22 protein-coding genes, 2 tRNA genes and 1 pseudogene are annotated in these 24888 nt (G+C 54.5%); 12 read left to right on the forward strand and 13 right to left on the reverse strand.

The window, feature by feature from the left end; translation table 11 throughout:
* The first annotated feature begins 203 nt into the window (after positions 1-203).
* A complete protein-coding gene (locus Q8R39_01105; GenBank protein MDP3735008.1) occupies positions 204-1148 on the forward strand; it encodes a hypothetical protein in 945 nt (314 codons plus the stop codon).
* A 349-nt stretch (positions 1149-1497) separates the two neighbouring features.
* A tRNA-Ala gene (locus tag Q8R39_01110) sits at positions 1498-1570 on the forward strand.
* Between the two features lie 147 nt (positions 1571-1717).
* Here Q8R39_01110 and Q8R39_01115 read toward each other — a convergent pair.
* The 3 genes from Q8R39_01115 to Q8R39_01125 all read right to left on the reverse strand — a co-directional run bounded on the left by Q8R39_01115 (position 1718) and on the right by Q8R39_01125 (position 7580).
* Positions 1718-3934, reverse strand: coding sequence for a SpoVR family protein (locus Q8R39_01115; protein MDP3735009.1), 2217 nt, complete (start codon positions 3932-3934; stop codon positions 1718-1720).
* A gap of 168 nt (positions 3935-4102) precedes the next feature.
* Complete coding sequence (locus Q8R39_01120) at positions 4103-5287, reverse strand: DUF444 family protein (protein MDP3735010.1); 1185 nt, start codon at positions 5285-5287, stop codon at positions 4103-4105.
* A 118-nt stretch (positions 5288-5405) separates the two neighbouring features.
* Positions 5406-7580, reverse strand: a complete 2175-nt coding sequence (locus Q8R39_01125; GenBank protein MDP3735011.1) for a serine protein kinase — start codon at positions 7578-7580, stop codon at positions 5406-5408.
* Between the two features lie 293 nt (positions 7581-7873).
* Between Q8R39_01125 and Q8R39_01130 the strand changes: the two genes are divergently transcribed.
* Positions 7874-7949, forward strand: a tRNA-Ala gene (locus Q8R39_01130).
* A 307-nt stretch (positions 7950-8256) separates the two neighbouring features.
* On the forward strand, positions 8257-8685 hold the full coding sequence (locus tag Q8R39_01135) for a hypothetical protein (GenBank protein MDP3735012.1): 429 nt from the start codon (positions 8257-8259) through the stop codon (positions 8683-8685).
* Between the two features lie 312 nt (positions 8686-8997).
* Here the strand turns inward: Q8R39_01135 and Q8R39_01140 are convergent, their stop codons facing one another.
* Together Q8R39_01140 and lexA are read right to left on the reverse strand one after the other, a co-directional pair.
* Entirely contained in the window at positions 8998-10308 is a 1311-nt protein-coding gene (locus tag Q8R39_01140; GenBank protein ID MDP3735013.1) for a DNA polymerase IV, read from the reverse strand.
* Between the two features lie 2 nt (positions 10309-10310).
* Complete coding sequence (lexA, locus tag Q8R39_01145; GenBank protein ID MDP3735014.1) at positions 10311-10883, reverse strand: transcriptional repressor LexA; 573 nt, start codon at positions 10881-10883, stop codon at positions 10311-10313.
* A 187-nt stretch (positions 10884-11070) separates the two neighbouring features.
* Here lexA and Q8R39_01150 point away from each other — a divergent pair, with 187 nt between their 5' ends.
* On the forward strand, positions 11071-11715 hold the full coding sequence (locus Q8R39_01150) for a hypothetical protein (protein ID MDP3735015.1): 645 nt from the start codon (positions 11071-11073) through the stop codon (positions 11713-11715).
* A gap of 206 nt (positions 11716-11921) precedes the next feature.
* On the opposite strand, the gene Q8R39_01155 is transcribed toward Q8R39_01150, so the two are convergent.
* The 3 genes from Q8R39_01155 to Q8R39_01165 form a co-directional block, all read right to left on the reverse strand.
* Complete coding sequence (locus Q8R39_01155) at positions 11922-12281, reverse strand: hypothetical protein (GenBank protein MDP3735016.1); 360 nt, start codon at positions 12279-12281, stop codon at positions 11922-11924.
* Positions 12282-12343: 62 nt separating this feature from the next.
* Positions 12344-12598, reverse strand: coding sequence for a hypothetical protein (locus Q8R39_01160; protein MDP3735017.1), 255 nt, complete (start codon positions 12596-12598; stop codon positions 12344-12346).
* Positions 12595-13398 (reverse strand): hypothetical protein, encoded by an 804-nt coding sequence (locus Q8R39_01165; protein ID MDP3735018.1) that lies wholly within the window; start codon positions 13396-13398, stop codon positions 12595-12597. Before Q8R39_01165 ends, Q8R39_01160 begins: the two co-directional genes overlap by 4 nt.
* Positions 13399-14053: 655 nt before the next feature.
* Between Q8R39_01165 and Q8R39_01170 the strand changes: the two genes are divergently transcribed.
* From Q8R39_01170 to Q8R39_01200, 7 genes and pseudogenes are all read left to right on the forward strand, one after another.
* Entirely contained in the window at positions 14054-14677 is a 624-nt protein-coding gene (locus Q8R39_01170; protein MDP3735019.1) for a GDSL-type esterase/lipase family protein, read from the forward strand.
* A gap of 270 nt (positions 14678-14947) precedes the next feature.
* Entirely contained in the window at positions 14948-15580 is a 633-nt protein-coding gene (locus tag Q8R39_01175; protein MDP3735020.1) for an MBL fold metallo-hydrolase, read from the forward strand.
* Between the two features lie 164 nt (positions 15581-15744).
* The gene (locus tag Q8R39_01180) at positions 15745-16206 is read left to right on the forward strand and encodes a hypothetical protein (protein MDP3735021.1); all 462 of its coding nucleotides are present in this window, start codon (positions 15745-15747) and stop codon (positions 16204-16206) included.
* A gap of 364 nt (positions 16207-16570) precedes the next feature.
* The gene (secA, locus tag Q8R39_01185) at positions 16571-19276 is read left to right on the forward strand and encodes a preprotein translocase subunit SecA (GenBank protein ID MDP3735022.1); all 2706 of its coding nucleotides are present in this window, start codon (positions 16571-16573) and stop codon (positions 19274-19276) included.
* Positions 19277-19458: 182 nt separating this feature from the next.
* Positions 19459-19683, forward strand: coding sequence for a type II toxin-antitoxin system HicB family antitoxin (locus Q8R39_01190; GenBank protein MDP3735023.1), 225 nt, complete (start codon positions 19459-19461; stop codon positions 19681-19683).
* 5 nt (positions 19684-19688) lie between these two features.
* A pseudogene (locus Q8R39_01195) lies at positions 19689-19882 on the forward strand (type II toxin-antitoxin system HicA family toxin).
* A gap of 46 nt (positions 19883-19928) precedes the next feature.
* Positions 19929-20243: a Type 1 glutamine amidotransferase-like domain-containing protein gene (locus Q8R39_01200; protein MDP3735024.1), complete on the forward strand. Its 315-nt coding sequence runs from the start codon at positions 19929-19931 to the stop codon at positions 20241-20243.
* A gap of 185 nt (positions 20244-20428) precedes the next feature.
* On the opposite strand, the gene ftsA is transcribed toward Q8R39_01200, so the two are convergent.
* The 5 genes from ftsA to Q8R39_01225 form a co-directional block, all read right to left on the reverse strand.
* Positions 20429-21610 carry a cell division protein FtsA gene (gene ftsA, locus Q8R39_01205; protein MDP3735025.1) on the reverse strand — a complete coding sequence of 394 codons (1182 nt, stop codon included), beginning with the start codon at positions 21608-21610 and terminating at the stop codon, positions 20429-20431.
* Entirely contained in the window at positions 21576-21977 is a 402-nt protein-coding gene (gene ybeY, locus Q8R39_01210) for an rRNA maturation RNase YbeY (GenBank protein ID MDP3735026.1), read from the reverse strand. The genes ftsA and ybeY overlap by 35 nt, the downstream gene beginning before the upstream one ends.
* Before the next feature lie 144 nt (positions 21978-22121).
* Positions 22122-22703 (reverse strand): ribonuclease H-like domain-containing protein, encoded by a 582-nt coding sequence (locus Q8R39_01215; GenBank protein MDP3735027.1) that lies wholly within the window; start codon positions 22701-22703, stop codon positions 22122-22124.
* Between the two features lie 94 nt (positions 22704-22797).
* Entirely contained in the window at positions 22798-24123 is a 1326-nt protein-coding gene (gene hisS, locus Q8R39_01220) for a histidine--tRNA ligase (protein MDP3735028.1), read from the reverse strand.
* A 104-nt stretch (positions 24124-24227) separates the two neighbouring features.
* Positions 24228-24888: zinc-ribbon domain-containing protein (locus tag Q8R39_01225; GenBank protein MDP3735029.1), on the reverse strand; the 661-nt coding region annotated here is incomplete at its 5' end.

Consider the following 24888-nt stretch of genomic DNA (forward strand, 5'->3'; position numbering starts at 1 on the left):
AAGCGTTTCAGGACGAAGTTCGGGCAAGATTCTCATGTCCGTGAGTCTCCTTTTTCGAGTTTCGTAATGTACTTAACCGCGTTTATGTTACTACCTTTTATCGTGAATGTCAAATTTGTGCCCGCTGTGTGTCGCTTTCCTGCGCGTATGGCTTTAACCCCAACACTTCGCAGACCTGCTGCGATGAGGTGTATAATAAGTTAATGGCATTCCTTAACATCGGCATTATCCGCGGCGGAGCGGGGAGCGGTTACGAAGAATCGCTGTGTTCGGGAGCTACGGTGTCTGCGGCGCTCGGCGAAGCGGCGGAGGAGCGAGAGTGGCAGGTGCACGACATCTTTATTGATCGGAATGGAGTGTGGCATCGCGGTGGTGTCGCGCGCAGTCCAGAGCGCTCTCTTCGGATGCTCGATGTTGCAGTAAACGCACTCCATGGCGAGGGCGGAGAAGACGGGGCGCTTGCGCGCACTCTGGAGAGTTTCGGCGTTGCGCATACCGGGACACTCTCGTCGAGCGCGTCAGCGCTTGCGGATCGTGGCCGCGCGCGAGCGCTTGCGCAGCAGTCGGGCGTGCGCATTCCGCTCGCATACACGATCCGCGCAGGAGAGGAGGCTGATGCGCTCGGGGCGGCGCTCTTTCGCACTGTCTCACCTCCGGCTCTCGTTCGCGCCAAAGACAGCGCGCTCGTGACGCCGGTTTTTGCGGGCGACGATGCGGCGCTTGCTATCGCACTCCGGCAAGTGCTGCTCTACAGTCCTGCGACGGCAGTACTCGTCGAAGAGCATATTCCCGGGCAGCGCCTGGCGCTCGGCGTGCTCGAGCGCTTCCGTGGCGAGTCGCTCTATGTGCTCCCGTTCGCTGAAACAGAGCCGGGTGGAGAAATAGTGTGCCCCGCGCGCATAAAACGCGCGGTGAAAGAAAAAATGGTCTCTGCCGCGCGTGGACTTTTTGCGGCTTTCGGATTGCGCCACTACGCGCTTTTTGAGTTTGCCGCGTCAGAGAATGACACATTTTTTTTAGATGTGCGAACACTCCCGGCGCTCCGCGAAAACGCTTGTTTCCAGCGCTCCCTCGCGAGCGTCGGCGCAACACTCGGCGAGTTCGCGGAACATATGATCTCACTTGCGCTCATGGAGAGCCACGCGTAGGATGAGCACTCTGTCGGGCCATTAGCTTAGTGGTAGTGCACCCGCCTTGTCCCGATTTTGTTTAAATTTTAATCGCTTATGTTTTACACTTATATTTTGAAATCCCAGAAATCGGGTATATATTATATTGGCTACACGGGGAATCTTCGTAAACGTTTGAACGAACACAATACTGGACGGGGCAGGGCAACCAGGATAAATCGTCCGTGGGAACTCTTTTATTTTGAAGAGTTCCGTATCCATCGAGATGCTGTCCAACGAGAGAAACAACTTAAATCCTGGAAAAGTCGTAAGGCTTTGGAGCGATTAAAATTTAAAACAAAATCGAGGATCCTCGATAAATAATACCGGGCCGGTAGCTCAATTGGTAGAGCACCCGCCTTGCACGCGGGAGGTTGTGAGTTCGAGCCTCATCCGGTCCACTAACGGTCCGGTATTATTTATCGGGACACGCGGGGTACGGGAGTTCGATTCTCCCTAGGTCCACAGCGTGTCGGTTTTGACCGAGGAGAGGAATAGCGAAAAAGTGAGGCGCCGCGGGTTGAATGAATCAACTCGCGGCGCACTTTTTAGAACGGCGCGCGAAACTTTATTGTCTCGAGCGTTTTTTCTTGGTAGCCTTGTGGCGTCCAGGAGTAGAGGACCTTCTCGCCGGTGAGCTCTTCAAGCTCGTCAGTGGTGGTCTCCTGCGTACTGTGCCAGTCAAACCACCACGGCCGCTCTTCGGGCTTTTTTGTCTTGATCGTCTCAAGATGGACTGATCGCCCACCCCACATCTTAAAGAGTCGCTCAAGAACATCGCGCATGAACATCCCGTTCTCCGACCATGAGTCAAGATCTACGCCGGCATGCTCATGTCTGAGGTAGAGCTCACCGTTCTTGTTGTAGTTGCCGTTAACAACGGTGATGCGCGGCGCATAGAAGTTCGTGTAACGGAAGAGAAGCGAGCGCTTAATGCGCTCAAAGGAACGATTTTCAAAAAAGTAATGTTCCTGTTTCACTTCCGGATACTTACTCCAATCCCACACGGGCTTGGCTTTATAGAGAAAGTAGTTGTTTTCGAGACAAAACTCCGGCGTGAAGAACTCGTCAATAATCATGAGATCGTCGTAGAGTTCGCACACCTCAAATACTTTCTCTCGGCCTTTCCCGACCGGGATCAGGCCGGGAACCATGCGCGAGAACGTGAACCAGTCCTCCGGGATAGGGAGCGCAGCATCTCGGCCCACGGTGCCCTGCTCAAAACGTTCGCGGAAATTCCGCAGCGTCTCAAGCGCTTTGAGCTCACGGAGTATTTCCTCAAGCGTCCAGAGGTAGAGGTCGTCCCGTCCCGCTTCTTCATAGACGTCTCTGCGGACCTTCGAGAGCCGCAATTCTTGCATCGTGGCATCCTCGTCGGTACGCAACACTTCCCCGAGGCGTGCCGATACGATGGCCTCAAACGGCAGCATCTCTTTGAAGCGCTGCTTTAGCGCTGTGTATTCCTGCTCGGCGTTTGCATAACGGATCCAGGCCGGAATGAGCTCGCGACTGGTGTAGAGGTTGCGGATGAAGAACTCTTTGGGGAAACCGAGCTCTCCTCGGACGAGCGCCGTTTTGAATGCGGAAAATTCCCGCCAGCGCTCGGCAAATGTCGTCATATTTCCACTCGCTTCTTCGAGCAGATTTTTGCATATGGCGAATTCGTCCCAACGGCTTTTCACACTCTCATACTCGCACTCCTCCCAGACTTTGCCATGCCGTCCGGTATCCCAGCGACGCCACACGTCACGCAGAAGCTCATAGAAAAATCGGTACGGATTCAAATCGCCGCGATGTCGGCGTTGGACACCTGCGAGCTCCTCCGCGTACGTGAGCACTTCGGAGTCCTGTAAGACTCCATGCTCGCTCATGATGTCCTCCTCGACGAGCGACGCCCAGCCTTCATGCAGGCCCTTGGTTCGCATCTGCGGCGCGAAATAGTATGCCTCGCGGCGTACAATCGCGATCAGCGCGCGTTCATACGGCTCAAGTGGCGCAGCGTACTCGAGGAATTCGAGGAGATCAAACATGGGCTCCGGCGGGATTTTGAGGCCTTTCTGAATGATGCGCTCAAGCTCCTTTCGTTCGGTAATCTTGGTGCGCTGCCACTCGATCCACTCGGGCGGGTTCAGCCACTCATCGAAAGATTCAGGGAGACCTTCCGGAACCTGTATTCGTTTCGGTACCAACTCTTCACGCCGCTCGATCTCTTGCTCTGCATTAGAAAGCGGGCGCGCTCTCCTGCGCAGGTACGGAGCGTGGGCATCAATGCACCAGCGGAAAGAGAGCACCGTGTCGTAAAATTGTTTGACCTTCTCTTCGCCGTGCTCTTCGACGAACCGCTCAAAGAGCATCCTATGGTCCGCCATGACGTTGTGCATGTTGCGGTTGGTCGGAGAGAAGTACGCGTTGCGCTTATAGAGGTCGACGTGACCCGTAACGTGTGCCATAACCGACTTGTTCGTTATGAGCGAGTTTGGACGCAACAAACATGCATGGACGACCGGCAGTGTGTTCACGACGATTTCCATCACGCGGCCGAGGCCATAGCGCGAACGTTTTTTGTAATGGATTGCCGTCTGGCCGTGCTCCCAGTGCGGGAGAACGACCGGGAAGCCGTGCGTCGCCACTATTTCGCTCATTTCATCAAAGTCGACGATCGTATACACCGTTGGCGAGAGGTCGAGGCCGTAGCGGAGCGCTCGACGCTCTATCTCATACTTCCAGAGCTTCAATTCTGTCGGAAATACATATTCTTCAATCATCGGTTCACCCTCTCTACTATATGTGCACTGCGCTCAAGCAGTGTGTTCGTTTAACGAACCATCAGTTTCCGTCGTGTCTTCTGCTAGAAACTATAGCATACAAAAAAAAGTTTGCCAGTGGGAAGTGATCCCACTGGCAAATAGCGTGTACACGCATGACTCCATGACTCAGTGACCTTTTTTAAAGTATGTCTTGATCGCGTCGATCACCGAGCTGTACATATCGTCGCCGCTTTTAATCTCCGCAAGCGCAACGGTCTCGACGTCCTTGAATTTCTCCTCGAGCAGCTTCCCAATCGTTCCCGGCGCAGAAAAGATCGATGCGCCTGAACGCTCGTACGCCCCCCAAAAGTCACGACCAGCGGTGATTTCGCCATAGCTATATTGATTTGCGATCGGCAGCAGTTGGTCGCGCAGGATGCGCTCGTATTGAGCGTTGTCGTTGCTCGCATTAAAACCGTCCGAGAGGTATAGGAAGTAGATGTTCCAGTCCGCGACCGGGTAGTGCTTGTCGACCAGGCGGTGTGCTTCCACGTGGCCCGAAGACGCCTCGGTGCCTCCGCCCGAGCGGATCGTAAAGAACTCCTTTTCATCGACCTCCCAGCCCTCACCGTGGTGGACCACGTAGCGCACCTCGATGCCGTCGTAGTTTCTCGACAGCCACCACTGGCAGAGGCCACAGAGGTAGCGTGCCGCACGCGTTTCTTCGGGTCCCATAGAACCGGAAATATCGCGGATAAAGAATACAGCCGCGTTATTTTTTGGCTCACGAATGACCGTCCAGGACTTGAAACGGAAATCTTTCGGGTGTGGAACGACGACGAGCTTATCTGGTGGCCGATAGAGTCCCTCAGCGATCGAGCGCTTCATCGCCTCCTCAAAGGTGCGGTCCTCATGGAGCTGCGATTTTGGCCCGACGCGCGAAATCGTATTGTACTTTTCGCGCTCCTCGCTAATGCTCCGGTCGCCTTTGGGCTTGATACGCGGAAGTTCAAGCGCCTCCTGGAAGAAAGCCTCGAACTCCTCCGGCGTGACGTCCACGTCTATTGATATGGGGCCACCGCCAGTTGCGCCGGGTTCTTTGCATCCATCGCCGTCGTCCTCATCTGGCTGCGTCGGTCCCAGGTCGTCTCCGGGTTTACCTTCACCTTGCCCGACGCCCGTTTTGGGGAAGCCGTAGCGCCACGAAGGGATTTCAAACCAGTCCATGGCGATGGTGATGCGCTTCTTGCCGTGCAAATTCGCGGGTATTGTCCCGCGGCGTAGGTACTTAGCAAGATCGCTCCGCGCCCGCCGTTTTGCCATCTTGAGAAATTCTTCTTCGTCGTGTTGTATGCCAAAGAGCCGACTCATCAGAGTGTCCTCCCTGTTCTACGGGTTTACAGTGTCTACTAATACTAACCATACGCCAGGTAATAGGAAACGTCCAGCAGTGTATAACTTCTGCTGGACGTGTGCGGAGGTGGTCCTCTTAACCCTCCTTTTTTCTGGTGCGAACAAGCGCCGATGCGAAGTATACTAATACTTCCTGAGCGCACACTTCACAGTATGTCTCGCGTTCCGGCCCGAACTTTTGGGTCATGAGGTTCTGCCGTACGCGATCTATAACGCGCTCACTCTCAGTCGCCTCACTCTCTTCGCCGGCTCGAGCGCGAGTATCGACAATAGTCTTTCGTGCGATGAGCCGTTCCCAGTTGATCCGCTCCTTCACCTGGTCAAAGAGGAAGAGCCGGAGCGCACTATAGAGGCGTTCGTCGGTGCGGTAGTCGAAGGGCGATTTCGTCTTATCGCGTTCGCGCTGGAATGAATGCCGCTGCATCTGGTTGAGGACCTTCTGCCGGAAGTCTGCATGGTCGGTAATGCCGATCTTATTCTCGATCGACTCCAGCCAGCTCGTCTCCGGTTGCTCATCCTCATCCGTGATGGGATTGCGGATGCGCTCCTTGTTGATGAACGCCGCCGTGTGGCTGATGTAGCGTTCAAAGAGTTCGACCATTTCGTCCTCGCTACCCGACGCAGCCTCTTGGATATCGCCCGCAATATGCTCTTCCATTTCAGCCATTGCGGCCGCGTGCAAGTTCTCATACCGCTTGCGCTGGTCCTCGCTCGTGATGTGCTGGTGGTGCTTAAGGCCGTCACGCAGCTCGCGGAGTACGGAAAAGAAGTTGACGCACTTCTCACCCTCCTCGGCCATACACGCGGCTGAGATTTTGTCGTTAATATAGCGCGGCGATATTGCCGGTTCGAGCCCCTCGCGTTCCGCTTCTTTCTGGAGCTCAGGGATTGAGTCCTCGCTGAAGCCCACTACCTGCCGGCCGTCATAGAGCTTAATTTTGTCGCGAAGCGTGAGGTTTGCCTTTTTCGGCTCCTCAAGCCGCGTCGCAAGCCCGTAGTACGAGGCATAATAGATGGTCCGCGGAGCCATATGCTTGCCACCGGTGCGCTCTGGGGTAAAGAATTTTCGGTAAATCTTTACCTCGTCGGAGAGCCGAAGGATATAGGGGATATCCACCACGATCATTCGATCCCGCAGCGCCTCCATCTTGTCATCCTGGAGGAGCCTTTTATACTCCGGCTCATTCGTGGTGCCGAGGATAAAGAGATCAACGTCGACCTCGGTGAACCCTCGGGGCTGCACGCGGTGCTCTTGCGACGCGCCGAGACAGTCATAGAGAAATTGGAGCGCGAATTTGAGCTGTTCCTCGAAGAGGAGCCCGCCGCGGTTTGCCGCCATGTAGTGTCCGGCCCAGTCAAAAGTGCGCGGGTCAGTCGGCGAGCCAAAAGCACCGAGGTTCGCGTAGTCAGTCGAGCCGAGAAACTCGGTGACGTCTTGGTCTTTTTCTGACTTCGGCCGCGTGATCACGATACCTTGCCGGAGCGTCTTTGAGAGCACATACCGCTGTGTGCGCAGGTGTTTTTCCACGACGGTTTTCCAGTTATGGTTGTACCGCCGCATGAACTTGCGGAAAATCGAGTTGCAGAGCGTACAGGGATTTCCCTCGACGGAAAAGAGATTCGGTACTTTCTCCGCGGCTCTACCAGCGATGTAGCTGCGTACTTGTTCTCGGATATCGAGCGGCAGGACACGCAGCGGCTCCTCGTGAAGGGGACAGTCACGTCGATTTCTCTCGAAGCGACGTGTGGATGTACCGAGGATCTCGATACCTTCCTCGTCGTCCGGTTCGACGATCCAGTAGGGGCTAAAGAGCTGCCCTTCCGGCTTGCGCGTATAATCTTCAAGCGTGAGCGCAATGAGTTCCGCAAAGGTACTCTTTGCAGTACCTACCGGGCCACGCAAGAGATACATACGTCTCTCCTGCCCGAGGCCGTGCGCGGCGGCTTGAAACACCCGCATGATGCGCATGAGTGAGAGGTCCACATTCCTGCCGTAGATGGCGTGGCGGTGGTCGGGCGTAAATGGATCGTCAAAGACGTTATAGCGCACCACTTTTCGGCGCAAGAAAGTATATTCTTCCCTGCCGTAATGCGCGAGCGAGTCTGCGAGGCGCTGGTGTGCAGTGCGGATAGTCGGGGGGTAGTCAACGCATTTGTAAAGGTACTCAGCGAAGTCTCCCTCCCACACGAGTTCTTCCGGTACTGAAATTTCTGGTAGGGCATCCATGTCCAACCGTTCTTGTGCGTCCATACGATTATCCTTTTTCTAGTGGGGAAGTACATCGAGGACACGAGGTCTAGACAGAGGTCTAGACAGATAGCTTCTTATCGCAGAATACCTTAAATTGTTTAGTCTGTATCGTTGACACAATAGCCAAATTGTATAGCAGTTTTGATGTTTAAGCACCCCCGCTCCACACAGCAGTATGTTCAGTTCAGTTGTATTTTCATAGCGACAGTCTATACTGTGCGTATAACTGATTCAAACGATTTGCCGTGTTCTGTTCAACACTCGGTGTTGAACGGTATCGAGCACGGCGATACGGGCCGTTAGCTCATTTGGTAGAGCGCCTCCATGGCATGGAGGAGGCGACCGGTTCGAATCCGGTACGGTCCACCAACGATGATTTTGTGCCGTCAAAGACGGCATTAAGCTCGTAGATTAGCCCTAGTTTTGCGGTTCGAAAACCTTTTTCCCGATCATACGGCAGTCCGGCAGGGAACAGCAGTTTTTGGAACCGCGGCCGGAGGTCCTGCGAGAGATCAAAGCAGTGCCACCGGAAATTTTTGATAGATTGACAAATCTTGTAGATATGATACGCTACTGTCATCAAACGCAGTTCTTTTCATGTAGACCACCCTTTCCTGAACAACATGTGAAAGTCATAGCGGGTTCTTCTTATCGACTGTAATGAGAGGAGGTTATCTTGCCAAAAGAAACCAACAGCAGTAGTCATAACCCCAACCCTTTTGCTAAGGGAATCACTCCACGCGAGGTCCTCAATCATTTAGTGCTTGAGGAGCCATCACCCGAAGCCTTTAAGCGATACAAGGCTAGCAAATGGTACACGATCACGCGGGCTTTGAAGCTGCGGGCTAACCGTTGGTATCGCATACAAGTCTATGCGAAGCCAAGCGCTGCTGGTGATGCCATGACCAGGCTCAAGAAAGAGTTTGGCAAAGAAGGATTCGAGTTCGTGCACCACGACGGCAAACTATGGGGGAGATATGTGGCCACAAACAACAATGAAGTCACGGACACTCAAGGCCGTTCCAGTGCAGCCTCAGTTCTCAAAGGCAAGCAGGACGATCATGGTGACGAAGAGGACCGGAGCGCTACCGGAGGGGAACGTTAGAAGGAAAGTCGCTTCCAAATCACGTACGCGATGGAACTCGACTGTTCCGTTTGGGCCAGTCCTAAACTGGTGCACACTTTAATACAGCCCGCAAGGTGTCTCAAAGGGTGGTCACAACTTGTTGGGTCAACCAAAAGCAACCATGCTTCACAGCCTCTGGTTGCTTTTCTCTTTCCATGTCTAAGAGAAACCCCCTTGGAGGTCTGACTCACATGGGTATGATGCAGTAGATATATTGTCCCAAATCGAGTGATGCACGCTATACGCCACACGTTTTTTTGGGTTAGCTGCACCGACTTTTTACGAAGCGCATCATCTCACCTCCCCGAGCATCGGTATCCCGAGCCGACGGCGGGGGCATTCTCCTCTGAAAAGCATCGTGCTGCGGCGTGCGCTCTCGGCACGCTCGCCGCAGTGTTGCTGCCCCGCGATAGCTTTGAAGCTCGAACCGAGAAACACCGTGTGTTTGCCATACTTGCGATCTACTGCATCAACCGCGTCGTATACTTTCGAGAGTGTGAGCGCGTGGAGAGTGTCGCCAAAGAGATCCATCTGCCGCACAGAGCTCGCGATGAGGTCTGAGAGAACGACGCCGGTGAGACGGTATCTCTCGTGCGGCGAGTACACGCGGTTGAGCTCGGCGTCTATCAGGGCCACGATCTCCTGCGGAAGCGCCGTGGGGCGGGAGAGGCGGATTTCGTAGCCCACGTGTCGGTACACCTCTGTGCGGAGCAGGAAAAACACGCGCCGCGCCGCAAGGCCGTGCCGCCTCGCTTTTATGCACGCGTTCTCCGTGTTTTTCGAGAGCTGTGCGAGGATAAACGCCCGCTCGGAAGTTGGCGGAGTAAACGTCTTGGTTTTGCTGATGCTCTTGTAGTCGTGCTTCTCCTCAAGCTCAAGTGGGAGCACGGCAGTGCCGCGGAGCTCGTGCCATATCTCCCGATGGGGCTTCGTTACTGTAGCCGCGATCCATCGCTCGTCTCTTCGAGCGAAGTCGAGCGCGGTCTTGATGCCAAACTGCGCGAGGTAGGCGGTGGTCTGTTCACCTATACCCCACACGTCACCTATCGGTACATTCGCGAGAAACTCATGCAGATGCTTGCCGGAGATAACGACAAGGCCGGCGGGCTTGCGCAATTTGGAACCGATTTTCGCCACCACTTTCGTCGGCGCGAGGCCGAGAGAGAATGTAATCCCAAGCTCTGTTTCGAGGTCGTGCTTGATGCGCTGCGCTATCTCTATGTACGTCATGCGTAGCGGCCTGCGCAGGCCGGTAATCTCTGCGAAGCACTCGTCTATGCTGTACTCCTCGACGAGCGCGGTATAGCGCCGCACAATCGAAAACATCCGCTTTGAGAATAGACTGTACGTCTCGTAGTCGGACGGTAAGTGGATGATGCCGGGACAAATCTGTTTGATCTCCCGTATGCTCATGCCGCGCTTGATGCCGAGCGCCTTCGCCTCGTAGCTCACCGCAGAGGCGATGCCGCGCTCTTTTCCCGTGATGATGGGCTTCCCTTTGAGCGCGGGATTCACCGCCTGCTCGCAGGAGGCAAAGAACGCGTCCGCGTCTATGTGGAGAAAAGCGCGCGGGAAGCTCTGAAGTGAGAGCGGCTGTTCCATGCTCAATACTTGCGCACCACGGCTTTTACAACGGCGACGATGCGCAAGGCCTCCTTCGGCACGATTGGTTTGTACGCCTTGTTTGCCGGTTCAAGGTAGAGCCTCTCGCCGCGCTTGCGCAAATACTTCATGGTCCACTCGCCGTCAACCTCGGCGATCACAATACTGCCGACTTTCGGATTTTCCGTCCGCTCCACGATCACCATGTCGCCCTCGCAGATGCCCGCGTCTATCATAGAGTCGCCTTTCACCTTGAGGATGTAGCTCGCTTCTTTGTTTTCAATCAGGTAGTCATCGAAGCTCATGGTGTCCACAAGCTCCTCCTCGGCAGGCGAGGGGAAACCCGCCTCTACAAGCCCGAGAAGCGGCGTCTCGCCATAGAGCCGCGCGGGGAGCAGCCTTCCGGAGCTATCGCGCGTGATCACTCCGGCGTCAATAAGCCGCCACGCGAGACGGTACGCCGCGTTCTTGGACTTATAGCGCATAAGCGCGGCAATCTCCGAGTATGACGGCATCCGCCGGTGCGTGCGGTAAAACGCGGCGATTTTGTTGCGCTGTTGATTGAGCGTAGTCACGCTACAGAGTATACGTGAACGCTCGTTCACCTGTCAAAGCAGCGGGGGTGTGTATAATTGCGCTATGTGCGGCCGATATACCATTTTCACCAAAGCAGAGGCTCTGGTTGCCACTTGGAGATAATTGGAGCATCGCCATTGAGGATGTGTTTATCTCCGTTATCCGTCCCTAATTGCGTGCGACTATATGTTCAAAGATTACTGGGAGCAAAAGAAACATCTCATTCAGCTCGTAGGGATATTGACTGGCGTTGGAGCATTGTTTTTATCAATTACCCCTCCAGAAAATGTTGACGCACGACAGGCTCTATCCAACATCCAATTCGTATGGTTGGTCGTCATTACTTTTAGCTGCAGCGTTCTCTTTATCAGCTTCCTTAATTTCTCGGTTGACGTTGAGAAGCATTACGGATCAAAGTGGGCTGTAAATTTGAAAGAAACTCTCTCATTGGTAATTTTTCTTTCGTTGTTATACTTCCTAAAAAATCTGTGGGCCTACATCATTGGGCTATACTCGTCGTCGTTTTGGGATTTTCTCCAAGGAATCTATGTCGGTATCTTTATAACAGTTGGTGTCATCTTTTTTCACTTCTCTCACAAACTTGTTGCAAAAATCAATCGCACCTTTCACCGGACCATGTTACTGCTTGTCTCTTATGTTGTGTTTAGTTCACTAGCGGGATTCATGTCATTATTTATCAATAATAAGGGAATCACTTTTAACTTCTCGACACTGCTATTTTTTACAGGATTTGTATTCGTACTATTACTAGCGATTACGTTCTTTGATGAGCTCATACGTTGGAAGAAAAAAGTGGCGAATGAAAAATGAAAAATTTGGAACAGTCAACAAAAATGGGAACAACAAGGATTTTTTTGTTAGCTGAAATGCCGCTACGGTCTTTGAAACCGTAGCGGCTCGTCCCTTTCTTTTTAGCGCGCACGCATGGCAAACACGAGCGCGCTATCAGGGAGCATCATCGTTGCTCGTGCTCCGAGGTTATGCTCTGTTGAGACTCTAGGAACTCGCGGGCTTCACTAACGCTTGAATACTTTATACCCGCCGCGATGGAGTTGTAACCCATACTCAATGCGAACCGGATCACGAAAGTCCCGATATCCGAGCGGCTTTCTGTTCAAAAGCTCCTCAAACCGTTTCGCTCTTTCCCGCTTCCAATAACTTATTGCTCCTTTCTTGCACGCAGAATCCAGTGAAGGTTCTAATCCACTGAATTGATCTCGCGCGTTATCGATAATACATAGGAGAAGTTCTTCAATCCGATTGTCCGGATCAGCGAGAAGTTCATCCTCGGTCTCATAGGAACGGTAGATTGCACGGAGCATATCCCATGCCTTTGGCGAAAGTCGGGGCGGCAGTTCGTCTGGATGTTCCGGCATGTACGACTCCCTTTCTAAGTTTGCACACTATAGGACTTACTTGCCTCCTTTTCATCACACAATCACTCCGACCTGTGTTCTGTAGTTGTGTTCTGCTGCGACTCTAGAAACTCGCGGGCTTTATTGAGAGATCCATCAAAAAAAGAAAACTCGACGGTCAACCCAAGCGTGGCAGAAATCTCCCGTAAATCCGACCTCATCCTGTTCAGTAACGCCACGAGACATACTTCCGGTTCCGCTTCTGCCTTTTTCCTCTCTCTCTCCCCGATGAGCCTTGCGAGTTCAACCACAAGCTGTGCGATCTCCGGTGAAATCATACCTGCCTCCTCTCGATCACGGTTCTCTGTGGTGACTTCCGTACCACGTTCAGCGTCATATCAAAGAAACTCATCACCCATATCTCCTCTTCGATGCCCGCGATATCAAGGACGTGTTGTGGTTGCGAGAATTTTCTCACCAGATACCCGAAGACAAACAGCGCACAATCGTCTATCCATTTTCCCACGTCCTGACAAACACGGGTAAAGTACCGCTCCACGAATCTCCTCTTCCCCTGATCCTCCCACGGCTCGTGCGCCGCAAGGTAACGCTCTCTGCTTGCTTCGCCCCACACTTCTTCGGTGGCGAGCAACCCGCGCTCGCCGATGGCGAGGAGCAAAATAGAGCGAAGTGCATCAGTCGCGTTCGCCTGCCGTGCTTGGCGCACATACCTACTCCTGAACCGGAACATGAGGCGGATCACTTGCGTCCTTTCTTCGTAAATCCGTCCTCGGCGGTTAAAGAACATCCCGTCAACCTCGTACATAGACCACCCACGAAATGGCGATCGGTACATCGCGATGCGTTTTTTGACTCGCTCAAGTGATGACTCCGGAGCTTCCGGCCGTTCCATCGTACCATATTGATACGGATCAAAAAGGTTTATATAAGCGGCCAGCTCTATGAGAAGCCCTTCTGCGTTTTCGTCCAGATACGTCTTTACCTCTTGTTCTTGATACCCAACTCTCAGACTGTCAAAAATTCTCGCCTGATACTCAACTTTTTTTGGAAAGTACACTTCTGCGAATATACCGCCTTCGCCTCGGGTAAACAGGTACATCGGCTGGGGTTCTGCCATTAGGCGTCCTCCTTATGCAAGGTATTTCAATCCTCCTTAATCCGTATTGTATATAGCATACAAATTATGGTTTGTCTAATCTTCGCAAAGTAACCACTCACACCCGTCTTTGCGAGCGACTGAAAGGAGCGAAGCAATCCAGGGGTTTTGCGTACTGACTCTGGATTGCTTCGTCGCTCCGCTCCTCGCAAAGACGGCTCTATGACACAGCATTGTGATAGGTGTGAGCGATTACTTCGCAAATTTGCTGACTCTGTATCGTCGGGCTGGGGATGGCTACGTCCGCGTTCTTGGGTCCCACATGCTTTTGTATGGTGAAGGAAGCAGGTACCCGATTTTTGGGTCTGGGGGTCGGTTCGAAAAAGTAGAAAGAAAATAGAAAATCTCCCCAGTACGGCAAGCGCACGGAAGCGATGGCTGCGGAAGCGGGGAAGCGCTGGCGTGGGTAGTATGCGCGGCGGTCCTTATTTTAAGCCACCAAATCAACACCGATCTCCATTTTCAACTGGTGCCACCACTGCAATTCCTGTATAATTTGGTTCAAGCTAAATCCTCGGTAGTCCACCTTCTTCATCGGCGACACGGTACTGTCTTCGTAGCTTAGAACGACCGCGTTTCTTCTCTCGTCTGACGGATGCTGTTTTCTAAAAAACCCATGGCGACAAAAAACATCTGTATTTGGGGAGACAGTATCACCTACGGCGCGTGGGACACTGAAGGCGGCTGGGTGGACCGGCTTCGCCGTCATCTTCACGAGCGAACGATTGCTTCCGGGTTTGATGAATACTTCTGGGTGTATAATTTGGGCATTCCGGGAGACACGACCGATGATATACTTCAGCGGATTGATGCGGAATGTAGAGCGCGCGAACCGCACATCAGCATTTTTGCCGCGGGTATCAATGACAGCTCGCGCCTCGCGGAGACGGGTCTCCCGCGGGTTTCGGTGGAGCGTTTGCGGAAAAACGCATCGGCGCTGATACGCCGCGTGCGAGAGGTTTCGGAAGCTGTTTTTTGGATCGGCCTCGGTATAATTGATGAATCTGCGGTCGCCGCAGAGCAGGAATCCAGCGCTGATTTTCGCCACCAAAGCGTCATAGAGCATCACGAAGCGCTCGCTCGCGTCTGTCTCGCGGAGCATGTTCCGTACCTCGACATGCTCAATGTGCTTGCGCCGGAAGATTTGATCGACGGCCTGCACCCGAACGCCGTTGGTCACCAGAAAATGTTTGAACACATCCGAGATTTCTTGGTAGCGCAGGGCGTGCTCGCGAGATAGCCCGTAGCTTAGGCCCCATCCATAAATAACTTCCCCATCTCGCACCCACTCGGCACCCTTATGCAACTCGTGCTCAATCGCGAATCCTCATCGTATCTCGATCGGGTTTCGGATTCGCTCATTCCGCGCCAAGCTGCATCAGGGCACGCATTGAGCACGATGTCGGTGAATTTATTTATGGACGGGGCATTGGTTGTTTCCTGACTCAAAACCTTTTGGGCGGTGCGTGCGTGTTGCGCCGTGATGTTTTTTTTGCGAGAATGATGGCGTATGGTGATTACGTATTACGGACACGAGTGTTTCAAGGTGCAGTTCGGGGATGTCGTCATTGCGATAAATCCGATAGCAAAGAGTTCGCGGTACAAGAGCGCGCGTTTCGGCGCGGACATCGTCCTTATCGGGATGAATGACGCGGACCACAACGGCGCCTCGGAGGTTGCCTTTGGCGGCAAGGAGCCGTTCGTTGTGCGCGGCCCCGGGGAGTACGAGATCCGTGATATTGCGATTAAAGGATTTGAAGCGCCGCGCGCGCCGGACGGCTGTAGCCGCACGATTTATTTTCTTACCCTTGAGGGTGCGAATCTCTGCATACTGACCGGACTCCATACGGCGAGTCTCCCTGCGCCCGTGCTCGAGACTCTTGCTGACGTTGACGTCCTATTCATACCGATAGCGGGCGGCGAGGTGCTCTCTCCTGCGGATGCTTACAAGCTCGCCGTCTCGCTCGAGCCGCGGATCATCATCCCCATGCGTCACGGCGAGCACAAAGACGCGGTGAAAACTTTTCTGAAGGAGGGTGGCGTCGAAAAAACGCAGATGGAATCAAAGCTCACGGTGCGCCGGAAGGACATCGCGGACAGCGCTGGCCAGATCGTCGTGCTTGCGCCGGTCGGAGGAGAATAATTTTGTCGAATTTCCAAGTTCCAAGCGTACAATTTCCAAGTAATTTCCAAATCTCAAAGCTTCAATTTCCAAACCCGAACGTTTGCCGTGTTTGAGATTTAAAAATTTGGAAATTGGAATTTGTTTGGAAATTGATTATTTTGAAATTGGAAATTCGGTCTTTTATGCTCGACCGCCTCTACGATCTCCCTGAAGAAAAACGCCGCGGCGTGGCGCTGGTCTGCGCCGGAGTCCTAGCGATGCTTATCGTGGGCGCTTGGTTTGTTGGTTTTATGCAGCCGCTATCGGGCGCCCGCAGAGCGGATGTGGGCAGCGTCAGCACGAGCGCGCAGACGGTGAAGGACACACTTTCACCGCTCCGCGCGCTTAGCCAAAGTTTCAGCGCGCTCACGCGGAGCGTGCGCGGTGAGCTCGGCGGCGTGCTGCTCGGAATCGAGGGGCAGAGTGATGAGAAAAAAGATACGAGAGTAGAGAACGAAACGTCGAGCGTAGAAAGTGTAGAGTCGACTCTTGATGCGTCGATGAGTTCTTCGACGCCAGAAGCGAAAGCGGAAAACGGCGAGCAAATAGAAAATGAAAATTTAAATGAAGAGAGTGGAGAGTGGAAAGTAGAGAGTGGAGAGTAGGCGCGCCAAAAGTTATCCACATTTTTTGAAAAAGTAATTTGTGTTTTCGATGTTCGTGCAGGATACTGTATGTATCACGCGCGACATCAAAGTAACATCGTGCAGAGCGCTCGGATAAATTTTTTTATTGCGCGTATGCATATGGTCGGTAATTGTCGCGCCCCTTACCAGTCAATCTTTCCATGATCATGGCAAAACGACGCAAGGCGCCCGCGGCGAAGAAGGTTGCACCGAAACGAAAGACCTCATCGAAGCGCAGGAAGTAAGAAGTCTCAGAGCCGCCACATCTGCGGCCTGCGACGCATCATAACACCCTCCATTCTCATGGAGGGTGTGCCGTTTTTGTGTTACGATAGAGTCCGCGATGTCTCTCCTTAAAACATTATTTGGCGGCGATACCGAGCGCCGCGTGCGAGCGGAATATGCCTCACGCGTCGAGCGGATTAACACACTCGAGGAGACGTACCGGGCGCTCGGCGAGGCTGATTTCGCGGCTCAAACCGCTCTGTTTCGAGAACGGCTCGAGAGGGGCGAGGCGCTCGGGTCGCTTCTTCCCGAGGCGTTTGCGGTAGCGCGCGAGGCCGCGCGGCGCACTCTCGGCCAGCGGCACTTTGATGTGCAGCTCATCGGCGGTATTGCGATGCACGAGGGTAAGATTGCCGAGATGAAGACCGGCGAGGGGAAGACGCTCGTTGCGACCCTGCCAAGCTATCTCAATGCGCTTCCAGGGCGCGGCGTGCATATTGTGACGGTGAATGACTATCTCGCGCGAAGAGATGCGGTGTGGATGGGACAAATACACCACCTGCTTGGGCTCTCTGTCGGATGCATCACGAGTGATGCGAGCTACCTTTATGATCCTCTGCATCGCAGTGATAGCGCGAATCGAGCAGGTGGAATTTCCAATTTCCAATTTCCAATTTCCAATCAAATTCCAAATTCCAAAAAACAAATTTCAGACAGTGGTGACGCGTTGGATGAAGAACGCGACATCGAAGGATATTTTCGGGTGGTGCATGAATTTTTGCGGCCGGTGAGTAGACGCGAGGCGTACGCCGCGGACATCACGTACGGGACGAACAGCGAATTCGGTTTTGATTATCTGCGCGACAATACCGCGCTCGCTGCCGCGGAGCTTCGGCAGCGCGGCCACGTCTTTGCGATCGTTGACGAAATTGATTCGGTGTTGATAGACGAGGCGCGCACGCCGCTGATCATCTCAATGCAGGTCGCGGAATCCGAGCGGCTGTACGATCGCTTTGCCGCGATTGCGCGCGATCTTATCGAGGGTGAGGATTACACGCTCGATGAAAAGTTCCGATCAATCGCGCTCACCGAGAGCGGCATCGAGAAGGCGGAGCGCGCGCTTGGTGTCGGGAGCATTTACACGGACGCCGGTATCGCCTATGTACACCATCTCGAGACCGCGGTGCGGGCGCGAGCACTCTACCAGAAAGACCGCGAATATGTCGTGCGCGACGGAGAGGTGATCATCGTGGATGAGTTCACCGGCCGGATGCTCCCCAGCCGCCGCTGGAGCGAGGGACTGCACCAGGCGGTCGAGGCGAAGGAGGGCGTGCGCGTGAAGGAGGAGACACGCACCGCAGCTTCAGTCACGTATCAGAATTACTTCCGCATGTATGAGAAGCTTGCGGGCATGACTGGCACGGCTTTCACGTCTGCCGAGGAGTTTTATAAAGTCTACGGCCTTGAAGTCGTGGCAGTGCCGACGAACCAGCCTATTGCCCGAGCGGATCGGAATGATCTTATCTTCCAGACCGAGCGCGGCAAATTCAGAGCGATCGCACAAAGGGTGAAAGAGCTCCACGAGCGCGGACAGCCCGTCTTAATCGGCACGGTTTCAATCGAGAAAAACGAACTTCTTTCCGCGCATCTCAAGCAGGCGGGCGTACCACACGAGATCCTCAATGCGAAGAATCATGAGCGTGAGGGTGAGATTATCGCTGAGGCCGGCGGGCGGGGGAGTGTCACTGTTGCGACGAACATGGCTGGACGCGGCGTCGACATTAAACTCGGCGGCGCTGCGGCAAGTCCCGAGGCTGCGGCGGAGATCAAAAGTTTCGGTGGGCTTTTCGTGCTCGGTACCGAGCGGCACGAGGCACGTAGAATTGACAATCAGCTCCGCGGCCGCGCGGGGAGGCAAGGAGACCCGGGGGAAACTGAGTTTTACATTTCACTCGAGGACACGCTGATGCGCGTTTTTGCCTCGGACATGATTAAAAATATGATGGGGCGTTTCGGCATCCCCGAAGACGAACCGATCGAGAACAAGCTCATCTCACGGGCGCTCGAGTCGGCACAGACCAAGATCGAGGGCTTTCACTTCGATGCGCGTAAGCGGATCCTCGAGTACGACGACGTGCTCAACAAACAGCGCCAGGCGATTTATGCGCGGCGGCACACCGTGCTCGAAGGGAGCGCGGAGGAGCTTCGGGGACTTCTCGACGAGGTGGTCGGCGAGGGTGAAGAGCTTGCGGGCTCACTCCAAACCAAGCGCGAGGAGTTCGGCGAGGAGCAGTTTTTCGCCGCGCTCCGGCGGCTCATGCTCCAAACGGTAGATTATTTTTGGATGCAGCATCTTGAGGTGATGGACTACATGCGCTCGAGTGTGGGGCTTCGAGCCTACGGCCAGCGTGACCCGCTGGTCGAGTACAAGAAAGAGGGAACGCGGCTCTTCCGCGAGATGCTCGCGGCGACGAACGACCACATCGCAGAACTTCTGCCGCACCTTGCGCCGCAAGCCTTCGCCCTGAGTGAGCGCGCCGCCCGCGCGGCGCGCTCACGAATCCAGCTTTCCGGCGGCGGCGTGATCGGCCTCGCCGATACGGCGCGTGAGCTCGCCGGGGAAGTAGTGCAAAGTGCACCCACGCCTACGTTTACTCGCGAGGTGCGCCTCTCGCCGCAGGCGGCTCTCGTGTCTCGTCTCGGAGCGCAACGAGGAGGCGGGGGCAAAACAAACGTGGGCCGCAACGACCCCTGCCCGTGCGGAGCGAAACACCCTGATGGCCGTCCGATAAAATACAAACACTGCCACGGCAAAGATGCTTGAGAAAAGGGGCAGTGAGCGGAGTCCGCCAAAGCCCGAGTATGGGCGTCGGCGGACGGCAGCGGTAAGAAATATAAAAAGTGCCATGGGCAATAAAATAAGGAAGGAGTAGTTTTTAGACGACTATCCTGATGAGGGTGTATCGCATTGGTTGCATAATCAATCCAAGCGTATACAATGAGACCATGAAGCAACGAGAATTTACTGCAATTTATCAAAAACGAGGCAGGGGGATAGTAGCGTGGGTGGAAGAAGTTCCAGGCGTCAATACACAGGGACGAACCCTACAGGAGGCCAAAGAGAATCTTAAAGAAGCGCTCCAATTGATTTTTGAGACCAATCACGCCCTTGCCATTGGCAAGGCTGTGGATGCGCTTCGCGAATCCATTCGCATCGCAGTTCCCGCCTAAGTTTTATGAGGCGCGTTATATTTTTGCGCTATCTGCACGAGCAAGGGTGCCTCTTGGTCCGTGAAGGAAGGAGGCATTCTGTTTTGTTAACCCGAAAGAAGAGCGAAGTTCGACAGTTCCACGGCATAACGAGATTAACAGCTTTCTTGCAAAAAAGATTTGTAGAGACCTCGGTATCCAGATAATTCAGAAAAAATAGATCGCCACACAATTCTGCAGAGCCGTTTTTGATTTATGAAAAAAAATTGTTTCTCACATCTTCTGCTGGCATGGTCATGGATAGCGTTGTGCGGCATTTCGACAAGCCGGTCGCTGGCCAGAAGTGCGCGTTTATCCTAACCGCCTCGGAAGCGGAGCAGGGTGACAAATGGTGGCTGCGAGAAGATCGCGACGCGCTCACGAGCGCGGGGTTTGACGTGTTTGATTACACGCTCACTGGAAAAACTTCGGAGGATGTTGCACAGGCGCTCAAAGACGCAGACGTACTTTTCGTCGCTGGCGGTAAGACCTTTTATTTGCTCGGACAGGCGCAGAAAAATCGAAAAGTGTCACGGGCGTAGAGAGTAACCGCTCACGCTCGTCATTGCGAGCGCAGCGAAGCAATCCAGTTGTTGAGCCGTAATTCTGGATTGCGGAGCCTGTCCAGAGCACAGCGTGGGATCGCTCCACTCCGTTCCACTCCTCGCAATGACGGCTTTGTTACGAAGTCTTGGGATAGGTGTGAGGAATTACCGTAGAGAAGGCCTTACGGCAAAAATTGTTTGAGCCAGTCGAGGAGTTTGTTTTTGGCGCGGCGGGCGACGCGGATACCCATGGGCTCCTCGTCGCTCTCTGCGGCAAGCCCCCAGAGGCATAGGCCATAGGCCACGGACCACGTGGTATCTCGGAGTTCACCCTGTGTGTTTCCAGGCAGGTTCGGCACCGCGACGCGCGAGGGGAGGCGGAGCGCGTTTTTCGCGAGCTCTTCAATAGACGCAAATGCCGAGCCGCCGCCGGTGATGAGGATTCCTGCGGGGAGTAAGCCGGCGCGGCCAATTTTTTTGAGGTGTGCTTCGATGAGCGCGAACATGTCGCTGAGCCGAGAGCGGATGATTGTATGAAGCTCCCGCTCGGGGTAGGCGAGCGAGCCCGTGCCGCTGCGCTTCACTTCCTCGGCGTCTTCAAGTGATATTTTGAAGCCGAGCGCGATGTCGTTCGTGACGTCGGTCGAGCCGATAGGGAAGACGTGAAGCGAGATTGGGATGCCGCTCTCAAAGATCGCGATCGAGAGCGTCTCAGCACCGATGTTCGCGAGGACGCAACCCGCGATTTTCTGCGCTGAGGTGAGCGTCACGAAGCTTGCCGAGAGCGGCGAAGCCATCACGTCGAGCACTTCGACGCCTGCCTGTTCCACCGCCTCGATGAGGTCGTTCACATGCTGCTCGAGCGCGGTAATAAAGAGAAGCTTTACCTCGAGTTTCATGCCGTGCATGCCGAGTGGCCTCCCGAGCACCTCTCTGTTGTCAATTTTATACTGGAGCGGCACCGCGTGGATTACTTTGCGGTTTGCCGCAAGTGGCGCGGGGATATTATTCTCGGCGGCCTCGTGTGCGAGCTTGACGTCCACTTCAGTGATCTCGGAATCCGCGCGGGTGACAATGGTGCTACCGCTCGCGACAGCGCCTTCGAGCCCGACGCCGCCGACCGCAAGGTAGGCGCCGCGCACGGAGGTTTTGGCGGTGTGGTTGGCGGTGGCGAGTGCTGCGCGGACGCTCCGCACGACGTCGGGGATGTTGATGATGTAGCCGTGACGCAGGCCTTTCGACTCCGCGCTTCCGCGGCCGATGATGTGCGGCGCGCTCTTTCCCGGTACGCGCTCGGCAATCACCACGCGTACGTGGCGCGAGCCGATATCAATTCCGGTGACGAGTGACGGACGGCGAGACATAGTGCGCGATGAGCGTCTGCTCCAGTTTGTCCATTCTACGCCCATGTGCGAGTCCCTTCAAATGGAGCAATCCGTGGATAAACAGGGTAGCGACCATGGCGCGGTATGTTCGAGCGAAGCGCGGCGCATCCATCCGCGCCGCGCGTAGATTCAGCACGATCTCGCCTGCGCTCTCTCCGAGCGGAAACGAGAGCACGTTCGCTGACTTGTCCTTGCCGCGGTAGCGGCGGTTCAGCGCGCGAGAGCGCGCGTCGCCGACAAGAGCGACGCTGAGATCATAGCGCGCGCCAAGTACCTTCTCGGCAAGAGCGCGGTAGGGGAGCGGCGGCCGCTGCGAGCGGGTCGTATTGGCGAGAGAGAAAGGCACAGGAGTCAAATTTTCAATTTTCAATTTTCATTGAATTTTCAATTCCTCAATTTTCAAACACGACGACGTTCGTCACTCAGTCATTGAAACATTGAAAATTGATTGAAAATTGCAAAATTGAAAATTGGAAATTTTTTCTTGCAGCTACCACGGCATCGTCATGGTCATCGGCGCCGCGGCTGCAGCTGGCGCTTCCCAGCTTGAAACGTCGAGCGAGATTGAGCGCTTTTCGCCGCCAGTCTCGAAGGCAAGGGCGCCGTGCGACAGCGCGTGATCATAAAGTTCTTTCGTGATGCGCACGTCGTCGAGGCAGTAGCGGCGGATTTTTTCGATCTCGCCCGTTCGCCACCAGCGGATCGCGTCCATGCCGTGCGCACTTTTATTTGTGCCAAGGGTTGCGTGCGCGAGCGCGTCGAGGCCGATGCGTCGTCCGAGGACACCCTCGACCTCGCGAAGGAGGTCGAGGGTGCGGAGCGAGCGAAGATTTCCGTGGTAGTACTTGTCGAGAATCGGGATGTCGAAATGGATTATGTTGAAGCCGATGAGCAGGTCTGCGCGCTCGAGGATCGGCCAGAGTCGTGGCAACTCATCCTCAAGGAAGCTCTGGTAGGAGTCGGTCGCGCTCTCGTAGATCCCCACAAGGGAGAGATCGAGTGCTGCAGGGTCGCGTCGTCCAATGTCTTGAAACGAGTTTTTGGTTTCGAGATCAAGAACAATCTTTCTCATAAGTTCAACGCGTATTTTGTATATCGTATCTTGTATTTGGAACGAATTTAAGTTTCGCAGTCGTTATACAAGATACAATGTATGAGCTTTTATATTACATGTGGAGTTGTACTATTGCTCGAGCTAGTTCATGTTCCCGTAGCAGCGTTTCTTTCCCAGTCGCCAACTCTTTTATTTTGTATTGCTTCGTTTTCACCTCCTCCTCTCCGAAGCATAGGATGTACGGCACGCCGTCCTTCACAGCCTTTTTAATCTGGTCTCCAATTTTACGGCTGGTGTAGTCTACGACGGTGCGTACGCCAGCCGCCCGCAGGCTGCCGGCGAGCGTCGTCGCCTCCGCAAAAAAGCGATCGTCGAGGGGGCAAACACAAAGTTGCGCCACGGAGCTGCTGCGCAAGTCTTTCGGAAACAGTTGATACGTCTCAAGCACGTCGCGGATCGTAACGTCCCCCATGCCAAAGCCGACCGCGCGGACTCCCTCGACACCAAAGAGCGCGGTAAGGTCGTCATACCTGCCGCCGCCAAAGAGTGAGCGACGGTTCTCGCCGCCGGTGTCGAAGACCTCGAAAATCATGCCGGTGTAGTAGTCGAAACCGCGCACGAGGTAGGGGTCGTGCTCGATATTTTCGATGCCGCGCGCGCGCAGTACCTCAAAAAGTTCACGGAAACCCTTGCCTTCCTCGGTTGCAAGGATCGTCTCTTGCACGCGCTCGTCCGTATAGCGATCAAGTATCACTCGCGCGAGCGTCGAGCCAACGATCTCGTCGAGCGCGGTTTCGTATTTTTCCACTTCGAGTTTGCCACGTTTGTCGAAGAGCGCGATGAGCTGTGCTGTTTTTTCCGGCTCAAGCGCGATCCCGCTATCGGCCGCGAGCTTCTCCAACACGCGCGGCACAATGCGGCGGTTGTTGAGCTTGATTGAGAACTGTTTTTGCGTGAGGCCGAATTCGAGGAGAATGCGTTGCGCGATTTCGATGATCTCGGCCTCGGCCGCAACGCCGCCTTCGCCGAGGTAGTCCACATTGAGCTGCCAGTGTTCGCGCAGCCGCCCTTTCTGCGGCCGCTCGTAGCGGAACATGTTGGCGATCGTGTACCAGCGTAGGGGAAGCGCGAGCTCGCGCCGCCGCCCTGCAACGAGGCGCGCGAGCGAGGGCGTCATCTCGGGCCGGAGCGCGACCTCCCTGCCGCCGCGGTCGGTAAATACATACATCTGCTCCCCTATGAGTTCCTCCCCCGACTTCGCGCGGTAGAGCTCGGCGGGCTCCAGCACCGAGGCGCTGTAGGCACTGTAGCCGAATGACTCGGCTACCCGCCGCATCACGCCAAATATATAGTTCTGCACCCGCTCGTCCTCCGGATAAAAATCCCGCACGCCCTTGTAGGGGTCGGTGGAGAGTTTTTCGCGTTTCTTTTCGTGCATGTTTCTGATTGTAGCGGAAAGAGGCGCGGGTCACAATGTGTGCCCTCGATTTATCAAGGGGAAAGGCGATGCCGGAGCATCGCCTTGTGCTGACTAAAAGTAATTTATTTCACTCGGTTCCTCCTTCGGGTTTCCCGGGCTTTTTTTATCCCGCACAGTGGACAACCATGGCCTCGAATACGTGAGCTTCCCACCGCCTCCCACGGATACGCGCACTTCTTGCATACCCACTTGAGCTTCTTTTCTGTCTCTGCGACAACCTCATCCGCTGGCAGGTCGTTCTCAGGAGCGTATTCGGCAAACAGGTCGGGATACAGATATGCAAGAGAGTTTGATTTGTCGGGTTTGACAGCTTTGTTGTCGCAAGCACGGCAACCGTCACCCCGTGCGCGTTTATTTCCTGGAACTACCCACCTATACCCACATGTGTGACACTTCCATTTGAGTTTTGCCGAGGTGTGAGCGACAACCTCATCTGGTAGCTGTTCATTATCGTCGGCATAATCCTCAAGTAATTCTGGATACATGCGAGCGAGAGAATTGGACTTGTCGGGCTTGACAATGTGGTTGGCACAAGCTCGGCAGCTCTTACCTGCCACTCGATTACTTCCCATTGATTCCCATCTGTACCCGCATTTCTTGCAGACCCACTTTAGTTTTTTATTGGTCCCCGCGACCACCTGATCGGCTGGTAGCTCGTTATCATCAGCGTACTCGGCAACCAGATGCGGATGGGTATGCGCAAGAGAGTTCGATTTGTCGGGC

The organism is bacterium, from assembly GCA_030697645.1.
In the GTDB taxonomy this organism is placed as follows: Bacteria; Patescibacteriota; Minisyncoccia; order Phycocordibacterales; family VMGT01; genus JAUYPI01.

Bases quoted from the DNA above. Each gene is read 5' to 3' on its own strand.
- Q8R39_01105 (MDP3735008.1), top strand. From the start codon at position 204: ATGGCATTCCTTAACATCGGCATTATCCGCGGCGGAGCGGGGAGCGGT.
- Q8R39_01115 (MDP3735009.1), bottom strand. From the start codon at position 3,934: ATGATTGAAGAATATGTATTTCCGACAGAATTGAAGCTCTGGAAGTAT.
- Q8R39_01120 (MDP3735010.1), bottom strand. From the start codon at position 5,287: ATGAGTCGGCTCTTTGGCATACAACACGACGAAGAAGAATTTCTCAAG.
- Q8R39_01125 (MDP3735011.1), bottom strand. From the start codon at position 7,580: ATGGACGCACAAGAACGGTTGGACATGGATGCCCTACCAGAAATTTCA.
- Q8R39_01140 (MDP3735013.1), bottom strand. From the start codon at position 10,308: ATGGAACAGCCGCTCTCACTTCAGAGCTTCCCGCGCGCTTTTCTCCAC.
- Q8R39_01150 (MDP3735015.1), top strand. From the start codon at position 11,071: ATGTTCAAAGATTACTGGGAGCAAAAGAAACATCTCATTCAGCTCGTA.
- Q8R39_01155 (MDP3735016.1), bottom strand. From the start codon at position 12,281: ATGCCGGAACATCCAGACGAACTGCCGCCCCGACTTTCGCCAAAGGCA.
- Q8R39_01160 (MDP3735017.1), bottom strand. From the start codon at position 12,598: ATGATTTCACCGGAGATCGCACAGCTTGTGGTTGAACTCGCAAGGCTC.
- Q8R39_01165 (MDP3735018.1), bottom strand. From the start codon at position 13,398: ATGGCAGAACCCCAGCCGATGTACCTGTTTACCCGAGGCGAAGGCGGT.
- Q8R39_01170 (MDP3735019.1), top strand. From the start codon at position 14,054: ATGGCGACAAAAAACATCTGTATTTGGGGAGACAGTATCACCTACGGC.
- Q8R39_01175 (MDP3735020.1), top strand. From the start codon at position 14,948: ATGGTGATTACGTATTACGGACACGAGTGTTTCAAGGTGCAGTTCGGG.
- Q8R39_01180 (MDP3735021.1), top strand. From the start codon at position 15,745: ATGCTCGACCGCCTCTACGATCTCCCTGAAGAAAAACGCCGCGGCGTG.
- secA (MDP3735022.1), top strand. From the start codon at position 16,571: ATGTCTCTCCTTAAAACATTATTTGGCGGCGATACCGAGCGCCGCGTG.
- Q8R39_01190 (MDP3735023.1), top strand. From the start codon at position 19,459: ATGAAGCAACGAGAATTTACTGCAATTTATCAAAAACGAGGCAGGGGG.
- ftsA (MDP3735025.1), bottom strand. From the start codon at position 21,610: ATGTCTCGCCGTCCGTCACTCGTCACCGGAATTGATATCGGCTCGCGC.
- Q8R39_01215 (MDP3735027.1), bottom strand. From the start codon at position 22,703: ATGAGAAAGATTGTTCTTGATCTCGAAACCAAAAACTCGTTTCAAGAC.
- hisS (MDP3735028.1), bottom strand. From the start codon at position 24,123: ATGCACGAAAAGAAACGCGAAAAACTCTCCACCGACCCCTACAAGGGC.